Genomic DNA, 13980 nt, shown 5'->3' with positions numbered 1-13980 from the left:
GAAGGTATATGAGCTATTACATACAGTGTGATTGCGGTAAAAAACTTACCAAAAAGCCGATGAAAACGCTAAGATGCCCAAGATGCGGCAGTGTGTATAAAAAGTCAAAAAAATTTTTATGCACTATCCATATTTGTTCATTTTTGATAATACTTTTTGGTTTTCTTTTATACTTAGATGCCGATCTTGGTACAAAATTATTGTGCGGAGTTTCTATGTATTTAGTTTTAGCTCTTGCGACAGATATTGATATATTGGATATCGCAATATTGCTCTGCGGATTTTTTATATTTTACTATCTTTCGCAAAGATATGATGAGCCGTTGATTACCGGAGCTATAGCCATTTTATTTTGCGTAGGTGTGGCAGCTATTTTTGTAATTTTTTTTCCGTACAGAAAACAATAAACATGACAAGTTAGATAAAGTTGGATTTGATACTGGTGTTTTTGCGGAATATATTTTCCTGATAAAAACGCTTAAAAATTTTGGCTGTGTACAAGAGGTAGTTTCCTCTCCATATTAAACGGAGAGGAAAATTAATGAAGAAGTTAAAAATTTTTATTTCTCAAACGCCTTTTGCAAGCTAAATGGAAACGCTTGATAGCCCATAGCATTTGTCATCTTTATCTCGATGCTAGGCTCTTTTGCACCCCACTCAAACTCATCGATGTGCGGGCTAGGAAGTCCTACTGGGCGACCTTTTGCGATGTCAAACTGCATACCAGCAACAGCTGAATAGACCATCACGCTATCAAGGTCATCTTGATACTGCGTAAGGCTAGTAACTGAGCTATACCACTCTTTACCGCGCTCTTTGCCGTACTCCCAGATCTGCTCAACGGTCTTTTTGTTCTCATCGATCTTATAAACTACAGCACGAGAGTACTTCATGCCAGCGATGGCTGGTTGCTCCATGCCTCTTGTGTCGCCGTTGTCAAAGACACTTAGATAAATTTCGCCCTTTTTAGACTTGCTATCTATCCTAAATGCTGTGTGCTGCGTCCATTGCCAGTCAAAGCCACCTTTGTCGCTCTCGTATCCTGGGCATTTTGAGTACTCATCTTCGCAGATGATCTTGTTGCCTTTGCTATCAACTGGCTGAAGAAGCTTATCTTTAAATTTATCGCTCCAACCCTTGTGAGCGCCCATGATCCATTTTACTTGTTTGTCACGGCCGATCTTTATAACTGCGTCTTGGTGGCGGCTTGAGATGATGATGCTATCGTCGCTTGGGTCATAATCCACGCTATTTACGTGCGCCCAGTTGCGTCCTGGACCTGCTCCTACTATGTCGCCCCATTTATCATGCGTATCCATAGACTGAAGCTCATCAGAGCTTGCAGTATGGCCTGCTTTCTTAGCGTCTATATTTAAGCAAACTGCGCCTTGATCAAGTGTTTTTAGCACGATATCGCGGTAAGGATCAAGGATCTCATATAGTCTAAAGTCATCAACTACGTTGCCGTCGCGGTCAAGCTCAACGATGACGTCGCGCACTGTTCTTACGTTTTTGCCATCAGCCCTTTTGTAGTCGGCATTTGCCACACGCAAGAAGTAGTGTCCATTTTGTGCTACGTCCATTGAGTGAGAGAAGTCGTTGTAGCTAGCTGGTAGCTCGCGGTTGAAAATTTCTCTACCCATGATGTCGTATTTTGCATATCTTTGACCGTATCCCCAAGTCATCGCACCATCGTCATTTTGCTTAAAGCCCATCATAACGCCAGCGTGAAATGGCTGTTTTAGGTCGTAAATTTTACTTGGCTCAAGATACCATCTAACCTCGCCTTTTGTATCAAGGATGAAGTTATTTGGACTGTAGTTCCACTCTATCGCACCGCCAGCTGGGTTGTTCCAAACGACTTTTGTGCCCTTGCCTGTTTTATTTACAAAATTATTTACATAGTAGAGGCGGTTTGCAAATTTAGCGCTCGCTGGCTTAGTAACCTCGATCTTGTCAAATAGCGCACCCTTTTGATTTGGCGTGCCAGCGCTCTCTAGGTAGATAGCTGGTGCGTAAATTTTATAGCTCTCTTTTATATGCTCAGTCTTGCCCTTGTAGCTCTTGTCATACTCGACTTCAACGGTGTTTTGATAGTCAGGATACATGCCAAAAACTGGGATGCCGCCATGTGTGCGAAGATGCTTGTCAGCCACTTTGTAGCTTATCACCTGACCGCCTTGTTTTGGCACGATAGTGACCTTAGCGTTGCTTAGTGTGTAGCCGCCATTTTTGATGACTGCTGTAAGTGGCGCAGTATCGTATGGATTTACCACTACTTCGCCGATAGCTCCAGTGATAGCGTAGTCAAGTTTAGCCCCGCTTGGACCGCCTATCGCAAAAGCGCTCGAGCAAAGCACAGAGGCTAGTGCAACACAACTCAAAGTCTTTTTCATAACATCTCCTTTAGATAAATTTTATAAACTCTACTCATAAAGCTTATAAAATTTAAAAAAGCCTTGGCTAACCAAGGCCTCAATCAGTAAAAGGAATAACAAAAATGATTTGCTTTGTGTGTAATTGTAGTAAATCTTTATAACATAAATTTCACGCTAAAGTTAATACTAGCTTAAAATTTAAAAATATATTTAAAATTTATTAAATAGCGTATTCAACCTCGTTATCTTCGCCATTTATGAGGTCAAAGATCTTAGCTTTTAGCTCAAAATACTTTAGATCATGTACGCCAAAATTTGGATTGATTATCTCTTTTATGATCACGCCATCGTGTAAGATCACGATCTTATCAGCCAAAAATAGCGCCTCATCGATATCGTGCGTGACAAAGATAGTGGTTTGAGTCTTTGACATCTGCTTTAAGCTTTTTTGCAAATTTGTCCTTGTTATTGGATCAAGCGCAGAAAATGGCTCGTCTAAAAAGAGCACCTCAGGGCTTAAGCTAAGTGCCCTTGCGATGGCGACACGCTGCTTTTGACCGCCACTTAGCGAGTGCGGGAAGAGCTCGGCCTTATGAGAAAGGCTAACAAGCTCTAGAAATTTACTAGCTCTCTTTTCTTGTTCAAATTTATCCTTTATGCCAGAGCATTTTAGGGCAAATTTGATGTTATCTTTTGCACTTAGCCATGGCATTAGCGAGTAGGTCTGAGTGATGATCTGGCGCGATTTATCTAGTGAAATTTTCTTTGTATAAATTTTATTTTGCATTGAAATTTCACCGCTACTAAGCTCGCTCGTGCCACTTAGGATGTTTAAAAGTGTCGTCTTGCCAGAGCCACTGCCACCAAGCAAAACGCAAAATTCATTCTGCTTTATCTCTAAATTTATCCCTTTTAAAATTTTAGTGTCCCCAAAAGATTTGGTTAAATTTTTTATCTTTATCATCGTCCAAGCCTCTCCCCTGCGTATCTTTCAATGAGCGAAAAGATGAAATTTATCACGATGCCTATCACGCCGATCACAAAAATCACCGCCATTACGCTATCTATCCTAAGCTGGTTTCTAGCGTCTATTATGAGATATCCTAGCCCGCTTTGAGCTCCCACCATCTCGCCAACTACTAAATTTATCCAAGCAAGGCTCGCTGCTAGCTTTAGCCCTGAGATGATGCTAAAAAGACTTGCTGGCATGATGACGCCAGTGATTATTTGCATTTTGCTAGCTCCAAAGCCACGAGCCGCTAAAACAAGCTCATTTGGCACGCTTTTTACGGCACTTATAGTAAGAAGTAGCATAGGGAAAAATATCGCATAAGCGATGATGAAAATAGTCGGTTTATCTCCGATGCCAAAGGCAAGAACTATCAAAGGTATCCAAGCAATCGGCGAAATAGGACGCAAAAGCCCGATAAGCGGCTCAAACGCGTTTGCAAATTTTGGGAAAAGTCCAAATATAAGTCCGACCAAAACCGCAACAAACGAGCCAACGAGAAGTCCTATGACGTATCTAATGAGTGAGTCAGTGACGCCAAGAAGCAGTTTGCCGCTTCTTGCAAGCTCGAAAAATGCGCTTACCACCTCTTTTACGCTTGGTACTAAGTCCCCACTAAAAGCTTGCCAGATAAGCAAAGCTAGGGCTAAAACGAGAATTTGAAAAAGGTATTTCATCTTTGCTCCAAGTATGAGTTTATATCTAAATTTGCTAGTTTTTGATTGCCTAAATTTTTGCTGATTAGAAATTCTTTTAGCTCCTCTAGCTCTTCTGCCCTTAGGCTTAGATCGTCGTAGCTTACGATCTCTTTATCAAGCACTAGCTTTAATAAATTTGCATTTTGACTTAAGATCTCATTGCCCAAAAGTGCGCTTTTTTCGTGATCTTTTGTGATAAAGCTTGCTGCTTTTCTAAAAGCATCTAAAAGCTCGTTAAAATAAGGCTTTGAGAGAATTTCTTCTTGAAAATTTAGTGTGCAGCAGATGTGGTTTGGCTTTATATCTTTTGAAAAGAGCAAATTTTTCGCCCTGCCTTTAAAATTTACCGCCATTTGCCCAAATGGCTCAGCCACGATGTAAGCATCTATCTGATGGCTAAGAAGCGCAAAAGGCATCTCAGGTGGCACCATCTCGGTGATATCTGCGCTCATATTTTCACGCTTTAAGATCGTATCAAGTAAAAAATAGTGCATGCTAAATTTTGAAGGCACAGCGATCTTTTTGCCAGCAAGCTGCTTAAGACCGGCCACGTCGCTTCTAGCCACAAGGGCTGAACCATTTTTGTGAGCTGATAGCACGGTCTTTATCTTTGCGCCATTTGCTCTTAGCATAAGACCTAGTGGAGCTAGCATAAAAGCCCCATCAATCGCCCCTGCCCTAAGCGCCTCAGCTAGATCAACCCAGCTAGCAAATTTAATAGGCACTATCATGAAATTTTCACTTTTATAGAGCTTTGAAGCGATGATGCATAGATGATCGCTTATCGGCACAAAGCCTATTTTTACGCCGATCTTTGGAGTGCTTGCTAGAGCTTTTTGGCTACTAAGAGCCAAGAAAGAGCCTAAAATTTGTAAAGCGTAACGCCTGGTCATAAATTTTCCTGAATTTTATTTTAAGTGTGTAATTATAGTAGCCAAAGCTAAAATTTACACTAAATTTATCCCAAATCAATCTCTGTGAAAATTTTTGATGATATAATCCAAGACTTATCCAAAAGATAAAATTTACTTGCATAAGGAGCAAAAATGCAAACAAACGACGAAATTTTAGGTATCAAGATCCAGAAATACGGACTTGATAAAGAGGCCAAGCCAAATGAAAAAGGCTTTTATGACTACAAAGACGAGGCAGAATTTACAGACTACTCAAACGCTATCTCACTTTATAAAAAAACCTTTCCAAATAAGCAAAAAGTAATCGAAGAAACACCTGATCCAGCCGTTAGCGAAATGCTCCTAAAAATGCAAGATATGGGGATCGAGACTGTTTTTGATAGATTTGACAAGCAAAAGCCACAATGCACCTTTGGCATGGCTGGAATTTGCTGTAAGATCTGCTTTATGGGACCATGTAAGATCACATCAAAGGCAACTCGTGGCGTGTGCGGCGCTGATGCGGACGTCATCGTAGCTAGAAATTTACTCCGTCACGTAGCTGGCGGTGCAGCGGCTCACGGCGCAAGAGGCAGAGAAAACATGCTAGCTCTTAAAAACGCAGCAACTGGCAAGCTAAATATCCCAATAGAAGGCGAAGAGAAAGTGCGTGCAGTTGCAAAAGCTTTTGGACTTGATGAGAGCAAAAGTATAAACGAGCTTGCCTCGCAGATCGCTGATATCTTACTTGAAGATCTATCTCGCACCTTGCCACAAGAGCACAAAGCCATAAAGACCTTTGCTCCAAAAGAGCGTCAAGAGGTGTGGAAAAAGCTTGATATCTTGCCAATAGGCGTCTATCACGAGGTTACAGAGAGCCTTCATAGAACAAGCACAGGCACAGATGGCGACTGGCGAAATGTAATGAAGCAGTTTTTCCGCACAGGTCTAGCTTACGCTTGGTCAAGCACGCTTGGCACGTCTATTGCGATGGATTGTCTATTTGGCCTGCCAAAGCTAAATGACTCAAAGATAAATTTAGGCGCTATCAAAAAAGGCTACGTAAATATCGCGCTTCACGGACACTCTCCACTTTTAGTAAGTGTCGTCGTTAAGCTTGGCAAGAGCGAGAAATTTCAAAATTTAGCCAAAGAAAAGGGCGCTTTAGGCATTCAGTTTTATGGTGTTTGCTGTAACGGACTTTCGGCTATGTATCGCTACGACGGCGTTATACCGCTTTCAAATGCGGTTGGCGCAGAGCTTGTTGTTGGCACAGGTGCGCTCGATCTTTGGCTAGCTGACGTGCAAGATGTCTATCCTACCGTTATGGAGGTGGCAAGGTGCTTTAAAACGACAGTCATCACTACAAGCGACTCTGCAAGGCTTCCTGGGGCTGAGCATATCGGCTTTGATCATCATCACTCAAATATGAGTGAAATTCACGAGATCGCAGAGAAAATTTTATATAGAGCGCTTGAGAGCCACGAAGCTAGAAAAGGCATACCAGTGCATATCCCGCAATACGAAGTCGAAGCTAAAATGGGCTTTTCACTAGAAAATGTAAATAAAATTTTTGGCTCAACGCAGGTTATCGCTGATGCGATAAAAGAGGGTAAGATCCTTGGACTTGTAAATTTAGTCGGCTGCTCAAATCCACGCGTAGTTTATGAAAAAGCTGTCGTAAACGTAGCTAGAACGCTTCTAAAAAATAATGTCCTAATAATGACAAACGGCTGCGCCTCATTTCCACTACTAAAAACAGGACTTTGCAATGCAAATGCGCTTGAATACTGCGGCGATAGCTTGAGAGAATTTTTAGCCCCTTATAAGATCCCGCCGATCTGGCACATGGGCGAGTGCTTGGACAATGCTAGGGCTTCAGCGATGTTTAATGCGCTTAGTCAAAACTTAAGCACTGACATCAAAGACCTGCCATACGCATTTTCAAGCCCTGAGTGGTCAAATGAAAAGGGCATAGATGCCGCACTTGGCTTTAGACTACTTGGAATTTCATCTTACCACTGCGTATTTGCCCCTGTTCAAGGCTCAAAAAATGTTGAAGAATTTATGGCAAATGGTACATTGCCGATCCTTGGCTCAAAAATGGTAGTAAATCTTGATCCTGTCGCACTTGCTGAAAATATCGTAGCTGACATGAAAGCAAAACGAGAAAAACTTGGCTGGAGAGCGTAAGGTAAATTTAATATTATAGCCTCTTTACAATATACAAAAGAGGCTAGCTTTATAATTTTTTATCAATATAAGGTTTTATAAGGCAAGCTAGCGGTGTAAAAATTTATATTTTTGTTAGCAAATTTCAAAATACTTTTAAAATTAAAATAGAAAATCTATCTTATAGCATAGATAAGTTTTATTGCAATCAGGGAAATTCCCTGATTGATTTTGTGTTTATTTTTGTGGCTTATCGCGATCTGAACCACCATTTGGTTTTATAAATTTATCGATTAGTCCTTTGCCTATCTCGCTTTGGTTTAAGCCTTCAAGCATTGAGGCTAAATTTGTACCACCTTTTGAGCTTAGCACATCACTGATCTTAGACAAGCCATTTGAAACACTACCTTCATTAGCAATGATCTTTAGATCAGCCGCACTTAGCGCTTTAGCCTGTTCTAAGCCCACATCTCTATTTGCCTCGATCTGTTTAATAGAAATAAGATATGTTTGATAACCTTCATTTTCGCCGATCTCTCTAGCAAGCTCGATCTGTGCATTTACAGGTGCAAGCTCTTTTAGTCTTAGTGCCTCAGCCTCAGCAGAGCCTATCTTTTGTATACCTTGTGACTCTTTATCTTTAGTCTCCAGTAAAGCAGCAGCCTCCAAAAATGCCTTCTCTTTCTCACCCTCAGCTGTTAGAATTTGATTTTGTTTATGTGCTTCAGCGTCTTTGATCTTCGCGTTTTTCCTAGCTTCAGCGTCGATCTCTATCTTTCTTTGCTCTTGCTCAGCTTTGACGATCTCTACTTGTTTTGAAATTTCAGCTTGCTTAACATCAGTAACTCTGATAACTTCCATCTCTTTTTCTTTAGTGACCTTCTCTTGATCAGCCACTTGTTGGCAAGCTTGCTGACGAGAAATAGCAACCTCTCTTTCGTTTTCAACTGTTTTTAGACCTACTGCCTTTTCAGCCTCTTGTTTTTTAACATCAGTCTCTTGTTTTGCATTTACTTCAGCGATCTCTGCAATCTTTTTATTCTCAGCCACAGTCATACGAGACTCTTTCTCGATTTCTGATTTTTTCTTCTCCATGATATTAAAGATAACCTTGCTATCTCTACTATCGCGGATGTCCATTAACTCGATATTTTTAACAGGCTCTATGCCCCAGTTTTGAAGCTGCTCTTTGACTGCGGTTGTAAATTCTAAGCCAAATTCGCTTCTTTGTTGAAGAATTTCTTCTAGCTGCTTGCTAGCTAAGATAGAACGGATCGAGCCTTGGATGATGTCAGTTAGCTGAAGCTCCATATCTTTAAGATTTATGACGCGTTGTGCTGCTAGGTTGCTATCTTTTATCCTAAAAAATGCAGTGATATCAACCATAAATGGCAAACGACCGACATCATATGCCTCATAGCCATCTATCTTTATACTAAAAACAGAAACTGGCAAAACTATCTTTGTTACACCAATTATTGGTATCCAGCTTGGAAATTCATAGTAGCTATTTCCGTTGGCTGTATCTTTGCCGTAAGATGTGGTGCTTTTTGATGTTTGAACGATATGCACCTCATTTGTTGCAACAACGCGCCTAAATAAAAGCGGTATTAAAATGATAAACAGTATAACCACTGCGCCTACAATCATTGGAATTGAATATGCAAATTCCATTTATTCTCCTTTTTATAATTTTTATAAAATATTAATAACCTACACATTTATGCTAGGTTATACACTTTAGACTTTAACTTTAAAATGAATTATTGTGCCCAAATTGGCGTGTTTGAATTAATTTTATATCTACCTCCTTTTAAATATTTTAGTTTTATAAACAAGAATTATTTTTGGCAATTATAGTCAGTAATCCTTAAAATATAATGTAAATGTATTTATTATATTATAAAAATTTATATTGAAACCTTAATCTAGAAACAAAACCACTATGCATAGCATTAGACTTTCATTGCCTCTCTTAAAAACCTATGTTCTTTAAAAAATTTTCGGAGTGATTTTTGCTCTTTTAGGCCAATCTTGTAGCTTATAAATTTAAGGTACCACTTGATATCTTGCTCGCTTATGTCGCGGCTTTTAGCATACTGGGCTAAGATATAGTTTGGGATCTTTACATTTTTTTGTAAAAATTTTGCGACCAGCCTTTTGTAAAACGAGCCATTTTTTACGTAAGAAAATCTACCAAAAACAAATGGCAAATTTGTCTTTTCGTGCCAAATTTGACCAAGGTCGTAAAAGCACTCTTTACCCTCGCTTAAGTATGCCTTTAGCGCCCTATCGCCTATGATCACCTCGCCTTTTAGATGAAGTATATTTGCTAGGGCGTTTGAGCTAGCTGAAGCTGGGTCAAATTTCATAGCGGAGTTTTTGCGAACAAGCACGCTTTTGACATCTTTTTTGGCGACTATTCCAAAATTTAGCTTCTTTAAATTTGCCTTTTTACTTGCTATGCTTGAGATCACCGCAGCGTCGATCTTTCTAGCGTTTAGCGCTCTATTTAGCTTACTTGGCACGCCTTTTTTAAACTCGATCGCCTTTTTTACCTGAGTTTTGAGTGGAGCTGCCTTTAAAAATACATGAAATGGGAGTAAATTTAGATAATCAATCTTTCCAAATATCATTTTTCATCTTTTATAATCTCAAATTTAACCATCTCGTTTTCCGAACAAACGTCGTAAAATAGCGTTACCAAGCTCTCTTTTAGCCCTGTTTCTAAGGCATCTTCGTTTTTTAGCTTTATAAGAGTTGGCTCATTTATCTCGCAAAGACAGTCAAAGAGCGCGTCTAAATTTTTGCCGTAGTACTCTGGCAGGTCAAATTTCTTTGCAAAATACTCATGCATCTTCTCTTTTTCGAGCATTTTTTTAGCATCCAAGATCACGATTTTCATTGCATCCTCTTCTCATAAAGCAGATAAAAATGCTCGTAGTGATCGGGCGTGTAGTAGATAAGTCCGTCGTTTGAATATAAAATTCTCTCAGCGCCACGCCTGCCGCCATTATAATTTACATCGCACTCAAACCACTTTCTACCATCAGCCTCAGGCAGCCTCTTTTCTCGGTTTGAAAATCTATCTCCACCGATGCTTTTGCCGCCACTTACCTGCCATAAATTTCCGCTTTTTGCGTCCCAGCCAAGTTCAAGTGCCTCTTTTTTAGTTATAAAATTCTTTGGCAGCTTGTTAAATTTATAGATATAAAGTGCGACCTCATCTTTTGAGGTGTATGAGCCGTTTTCTGCAAGGCTCTGGCTCTTTTGCCCCTCTTTGTTTAGCTGCTCAAGTAAAATTTGAGCGTTTTTGTTTGCCTCTCCGCCCTCTTTTGAAAAAAAGAAGGTGCCTATGATGATAGCAATGACAAAGGCAACTAAGGCTGGAAAAAGTCTTTTGTTCAAATTTTGCCCTTAAAGTGTGTTAAAAACTCTATCGCCAGCGTCACCAAGGCCTGGAACGATGTAGTTTTTCTCGTTTAGCTTCTCATCGATCGATGCCGTATAGACCTCGACGTCTGGGTAAATTTCGCTAAATCTCTTTAGTCCTTCAGGTGCAGCGATGATAGAGATAAATTTGATCTCTTTAACGCCTTTTTCACGCAAGAACTTAACCGCGTCTATCGCCGTGCCGCCAGTTGCAAACATAGGGTCGATGATGATCGCCATGCGCTCTTTTGCGTCTTTTGGAAGCTTTGCGTAGAAAAACTCAGCCTGCGCTGTCTCCTCGTTTCGCTGAAAGCCCAAAAAGCCCACACTCGCATCTGGGATGATGGTAAAAACGCTATCAAGCATGCCAAGCGCAGCCCTTAAGATAGGGCATATCATCACCTTTGTAGTAAGCCTCTTTGCGTCTGCCAGCGCAACTGGGGTTTGGACTTTGACATCTTTTACCTTTAAATTTCTAGTCGCCTCAAAGATCATAAGGTAGCTGATCTCATCAACTAGCATGCGAAACTGAAAAGGCTGGGTGTTTTTATCACGTAAGATTGTTAATTTATGCTCGATCAATGGGTGTGAGATGAGCTTCACGTTTTGCATTTTTTGTCCTTAAATTTACTGTTTTTACAGGGTTTGTCTTTTACAAAATGCCAAGAGAAGAATTTAGCCCAGAATTGGGCTAAATTTGATTAAAAACCTTTTGCAAGTTTGGCTTTGTAAGCCTCAACATCAAAGTCTTTTACCCTCGCTACACCATCTTCAACTGCAGCTTTTGCAACTGCTGGAGCGACCGCTGTTAGGACGCGCTTGTCAAATGGTTTTGGGATGATGTACTCTTTGCCAAATTTTAGCTCGCTAACGCCACTTGCTTTTAAAACTTCAGCTGGCACTGGCTCTTTTGCAAGCTGCGCAAGCGCTTTAGCTGCAGCCATTTTCATATTTTCAGTGATCTTTTTAGCCCTAACATCAAGCGCGCCTCTAAAGATAAATGGAAAGCCCAAAACGTTATTTACTTGGTTAGGATAGTCGCTTCTGCCTGTGCCCATCATAACGTCATCTCTTACAGCTACGACATCCTCTGGGAAGATTTCAGGCACTGGGTTTGCCAAAGCGAAGATGATAGGCTCTTTGTTCATCGACGCAACCATCTCTTTTGTCACAACGCCAGGCTTAGAAAGGCCTAAAAACATATCAGCGCCTTTCATCGCATCAGCCAAAGTCCTATCCTCGGTCTCAAGCGCAAATTCAACCTTTTCTGGAGTTAGGTCTGTTCTTTTTGAGTGGATGACGCCTTTGCTATCTATCATCACGATGTGTTTTGCCCCAAGTGCTTTATACATCTTTGCGCACGCGATGCCAGCTGCACCTGCGCCGCTAACTACGATCTTTATCTTAGATATATCTTTGCCAGAAATTTCCATCGCATTTATAATGCCAGCGCTTGTTATCATCGCTGTGCCGTGTTGATCGTCGTGCATTACAGGGATATCGACCGCTTCTTGAAGCTTTCTCTCGATCTCAAAGCACTTTGGAGCGCGGATATCTTCTAAATTTATACCGCCAAATGTAGGAGCAAGAGCCTTGCAAATTTCAACGATCTTATCAGGATCATGCTCATCTAGCTCGATGTCAAAGGCATCAACGTTTGCAAATTTCTTAAATAGCACCGCCTTGCCCTCCATAACTGGCTTACCAGCGATAGCGCCGATGTCGCCAAGTCCAAGAACAGCCGTGCCATCAGTGATGACAGCCACCAAATTTGCTTTATTTGTATATTTATAAGCTAGCTCAGTGTCTGCATTTATCTCACGGCATGGCTCAGCAACGCCTGGTGTATAGGCCATTGAAAGGTCTCTTGAAGTCTCGCAAGGTGTCTTTACCCTGATCTCGATCTTACCGCCGATGTGGTAGTTTAGTGCCTCTTCTTTAGTAACGTGTGTCATTTCTTTTCCTTTAGTAAATTTTGTATTCTTTTTTTGATCTCGTTGCTACCTACTACTTCAAGCACTTCAAAGATACTTGGGCTCACGCTTGAGCCAGTTAGCGCTATCCTTAGGGCCTGAGCTAGGTCTTTTAGTTTTAAGCCATTTTGTTCTAAAAATTTATTAGTTAGCTCCTCGTAGCCCTTTGCGTCAAGGTCGCGGTCTAAAATTTGAGCAAATTTCGCCAAAATTTCTTTGCTATTTTCATTTATAAATTTAGCCCAAGCTTTCTCGTCGTAGCTTTTTGGAGCGTTGATGATAGCATTTGCGCTATTTGCCATTTCGATTAGCGTCTTTGATCTCTCACGGAGCGAATTTAGCAGTAGTTCACCCTTTACCAAAGCCTTAAAATCCACGCCAAATTCAAGCATATCATGCGCTAGCCTCTCATAAGGCAAAGTTTTTATATAGTGAGAATTTAGCCAGTCAAGCTTTTGAGCGTTGTAGGTGCTTGAGCTTTTGTTGATATCGTTTGGATTGAAGTATTTAAGCATATCCTCGATAGTAAAAATCTCATCATCGCCGTGGCTCCAGCCAAGACGAACGAGAAAATTTAAGAGCGCTTCAGGCAAGTAGCCCATCTTTTTATACTCCATAACGTCGGTCGCGCCGTGCCTTTTGCTAAGCTTTTTGCCGTCCTCGCCGTTTATCATAGCGACGTGATAAAATTTTGGCACCTTAAAGCCAAGCGCCTCGTAAAGAACGATCTGTTTTGGGGTATTTGAGAGGTGATCATCGCCGCGGATAACGTCTGTTACGCCCATTAGCGCATCGTCTATCACAACTGTGAAGTTATATGTTGGCGTGCCGTCGCTTCTTGCGATGATGAAGTCGTCTAAGATATCTTCAACCTTAAATTTAACCTCGCCCTTTATACCATCATGTATGACGATCTCGCCGCTAAGTGGGGCTTTTATACGGATGACTGGCTCGATGCCAGCTGGAGGCGTGCCTTTAAAACCTCTATATCTATTATCATATTTTGGGCGTTCTTTTCTAGCCTCTTGGCTAGCTCTAAGCTCCTCAAGCTCCTCTTTGCTCATATAGCATTTGTAGGCTTTGCCCTCATCAAGCAGCTTTTTAACGTACTCTTTGTAAAGATCAAACCTCTTTGACTGATAGGTCACTTCGCCGTCGTGATCTAGCTTGCACCAAGCAAATGCCTCTTTTATAGCTTGTGTGGCTTCTTCTGAGTTTCGTTTTAAGTCAGTATCTTCGATGCGGAGCAGAAATTTTCCATTGTTAGCTCTTGCGTATAAATAATTATAAAGAGCTGTCCTAAGTCCGCCTATGTGTAGGTATCCAGTAGGCGACGGAGCAAATCTAGTAACTATCATTTTGTGCCTTATTTTTATGTTATAATTGCCCAAAATTATATTTACTAAATACTTAAATAAAGGTTTC

Annotated in this window: 13 protein-coding genes; 2 read left to right on the top strand and 11 right to left on the bottom strand. The window is 40.8% G+C overall.

Going from position 1 to position 13980, the window contains the following annotated elements:
- The first annotated feature begins 8 nt into the window (after positions 1-8).
- The gene (locus tag CVT00_RS02095) at positions 9-407 is read left to right on the top strand and encodes a hypothetical protein (RefSeq protein ID WP_103558703.1); all 399 of its coding nucleotides are present in this window, start codon (positions 9-11) and stop codon (positions 405-407) included.
- A 153-nt stretch (positions 408-560) separates the two neighbouring features.
- Here the strand turns inward: CVT00_RS02095 and CVT00_RS02090 are convergent, their stop codons facing one another.
- The 4 genes from CVT00_RS02090 to CVT00_RS02075 all read right to left on the bottom strand — a co-directional run bounded on the left by CVT00_RS02090 (position 561) and on the right by CVT00_RS02075 (position 4978).
- On the bottom strand, positions 561-2396 hold the full coding sequence (locus tag CVT00_RS02090) for an aryl-sulfate sulfotransferase (protein WP_107915358.1): 1836 nt from the start codon (positions 2394-2396) through the stop codon (positions 561-563).
- 202 nt (positions 2397-2598) lie between these two features.
- Positions 2599-3342, bottom strand: a complete 744-nt coding sequence (locus CVT00_RS02085) for an ABC transporter ATP-binding protein (RefSeq protein WP_107915356.1) — start codon at positions 3340-3342, stop codon at positions 2599-2601.
- A complete protein-coding gene (locus tag CVT00_RS02080) occupies positions 3339-4064 on the bottom strand; it encodes an ABC transporter permease (RefSeq protein ID WP_107915354.1) in 726 nt (241 codons plus the stop codon). Before CVT00_RS02080 ends, CVT00_RS02085 begins: the two co-directional genes overlap by 4 nt.
- Positions 4061-4978: an ABC transporter substrate-binding protein gene (locus CVT00_RS02075; protein WP_107915352.1), complete on the bottom strand. Its 918-nt coding sequence runs from the start codon at positions 4976-4978 to the stop codon at positions 4061-4063. The genes CVT00_RS02080 and CVT00_RS02075 overlap by 4 nt, the downstream gene beginning before the upstream one ends.
- Positions 4979-5131: 153 nt before the next feature.
- On the opposite strand from CVT00_RS02075, the gene cooS reads away from it, so the two are divergent.
- The gene (gene cooS / locus CVT00_RS02070; protein WP_087586796.1) at positions 5132-7171 is read left to right on the top strand and encodes an anaerobic carbon-monoxide dehydrogenase catalytic subunit; all 2040 of its coding nucleotides are present in this window, start codon (positions 5132-5134) and stop codon (positions 7169-7171) included.
- Between the two features lie 216 nt (positions 7172-7387).
- Here the strand turns inward: cooS and CVT00_RS02065 are convergent, their stop codons facing one another.
- From CVT00_RS02065 to gltX, 7 genes are all read right to left on the bottom strand, one after another.
- The gene (locus CVT00_RS02065; RefSeq protein WP_103558707.1) at positions 7388-8824 is read right to left on the bottom strand and encodes an SPFH domain-containing protein; all 1437 of its coding nucleotides are present in this window, start codon (positions 8822-8824) and stop codon (positions 7388-7390) included.
- A gap of 281 nt (positions 8825-9105) precedes the next feature.
- Positions 9106-9786, bottom strand: a complete 681-nt coding sequence (locus tag CVT00_RS02060; RefSeq protein WP_103558708.1) for an MqnA/MqnD/SBP family protein — start codon at positions 9784-9786, stop codon at positions 9106-9108.
- Positions 9783-10055 carry a barstar family protein gene (locus tag CVT00_RS02055; RefSeq protein WP_103558709.1) on the bottom strand — a complete coding sequence of 91 codons (273 nt, stop codon included), beginning with the start codon at positions 10053-10055 and terminating at the stop codon, positions 9783-9785. Before CVT00_RS02055 ends, CVT00_RS02060 begins: the two co-directional genes overlap by 4 nt.
- Entirely contained in the window at positions 10052-10558 is a 507-nt protein-coding gene (locus CVT00_RS02050) for a ribonuclease domain-containing protein (RefSeq protein WP_103558710.1), read from the bottom strand. Before CVT00_RS02050 ends, CVT00_RS02055 begins: the two co-directional genes overlap by 4 nt.
- A 9-nt stretch (positions 10559-10567) precedes the next feature.
- Positions 10568-11194 carry a uracil phosphoribosyltransferase gene (gene upp, locus CVT00_RS02045; RefSeq protein WP_012140343.1) on the bottom strand — a complete coding sequence of 209 codons (627 nt, stop codon included), beginning with the start codon at positions 11192-11194 and terminating at the stop codon, positions 10568-10570.
- Between the two features lie 89 nt (positions 11195-11283).
- Positions 11284-12537 carry a malic enzyme-like NAD(P)-binding protein gene (locus CVT00_RS02040; protein WP_004317644.1) on the bottom strand — a complete coding sequence of 418 codons (1254 nt, stop codon included), beginning with the start codon at positions 12535-12537 and terminating at the stop codon, positions 11284-11286.
- On the bottom strand, positions 12534-13913 hold the full coding sequence (gene gltX / locus CVT00_RS02035) for a glutamate--tRNA ligase (RefSeq protein ID WP_107915350.1): 1380 nt from the start codon (positions 13911-13913) through the stop codon (positions 12534-12536). The genes CVT00_RS02040 and gltX overlap by 4 nt, the downstream gene beginning before the upstream one ends.
- Positions 13914-13980: the final 67 nt, after the last annotated feature.

Origin of the sequence: Campylobacter concisus, from assembly GCF_003048675.2 — a bacterium.
Lineage (GTDB): Bacteria > Campylobacterota > Campylobacteria > Campylobacterales > Campylobacteraceae > Campylobacter_A > Campylobacter_A concisus_F.
The sequence above is the reverse complement of the archived record's forward strand: the minus strand, read 5'-3'. Positions and strand labels throughout refer to the sequence as shown.

What these genes read in the sequence shown, in the direction of transcription:
- CVT00_RS02095 (WP_103558703.1), top strand. Translation starts at nt 9, where the DNA reads ATGAGCTATTACATACAGTGTGATTGCGGTAAAAAACTTACCAAAAAG.
- CVT00_RS02090 (WP_107915358.1), bottom strand. Translation starts at nt 2,396, where the DNA reads ATGAAAAAGACTTTGAGTTGTGTTGCACTAGCCTCTGTGCTTTGCTCG.
- CVT00_RS02085 (WP_107915356.1), bottom strand. Translation starts at nt 3,342, where the DNA reads ATGATAAAGATAAAAAATTTAACCAAATCTTTTGGGGACACTAAAATT.
- CVT00_RS02080 (WP_107915354.1), bottom strand. Translation starts at nt 4,064, where the DNA reads ATGAAATACCTTTTTCAAATTCTCGTTTTAGCCCTAGCTTTGCTTATC.
- CVT00_RS02075 (WP_107915352.1), bottom strand. Translation starts at nt 4,978, where the DNA reads ATGACCAGGCGTTACGCTTTACAAATTTTAGGCTCTTTCTTGGCTCTT.
- cooS (WP_087586796.1), top strand. Translation starts at nt 5,132, where the DNA reads ATGCAAACAAACGACGAAATTTTAGGTATCAAGATCCAGAAATACGGA.
- CVT00_RS02065 (WP_103558707.1), bottom strand. Translation starts at nt 8,824, where the DNA reads ATGGAATTTGCATATTCAATTCCAATGATTGTAGGCGCAGTGGTTATA.
- CVT00_RS02060 (WP_103558708.1), bottom strand. Translation starts at nt 9,786, where the DNA reads ATGATATTTGGAAAGATTGATTATCTAAATTTACTCCCATTTCATGTA.
- CVT00_RS02055 (WP_103558709.1), bottom strand. Translation starts at nt 10,055, where the DNA reads ATGAAAATCGTGATCTTGGATGCTAAAAAAATGCTCGAAAAAGAGAAG.
- upp (WP_012140343.1), bottom strand. Translation starts at nt 11,194, where the DNA reads ATGCAAAACGTGAAGCTCATCTCACACCCATTGATCGAGCATAAATTA.
- CVT00_RS02040 (WP_004317644.1), bottom strand. Translation starts at nt 12,537, where the DNA reads ATGACACACGTTACTAAAGAAGAGGCACTAAACTACCACATCGGCGGT.
- gltX (WP_107915350.1), bottom strand. Translation starts at nt 13,913, where the DNA reads ATGATAGTTACTAGATTTGCTCCGTCGCCTACTGGATACCTACACATA.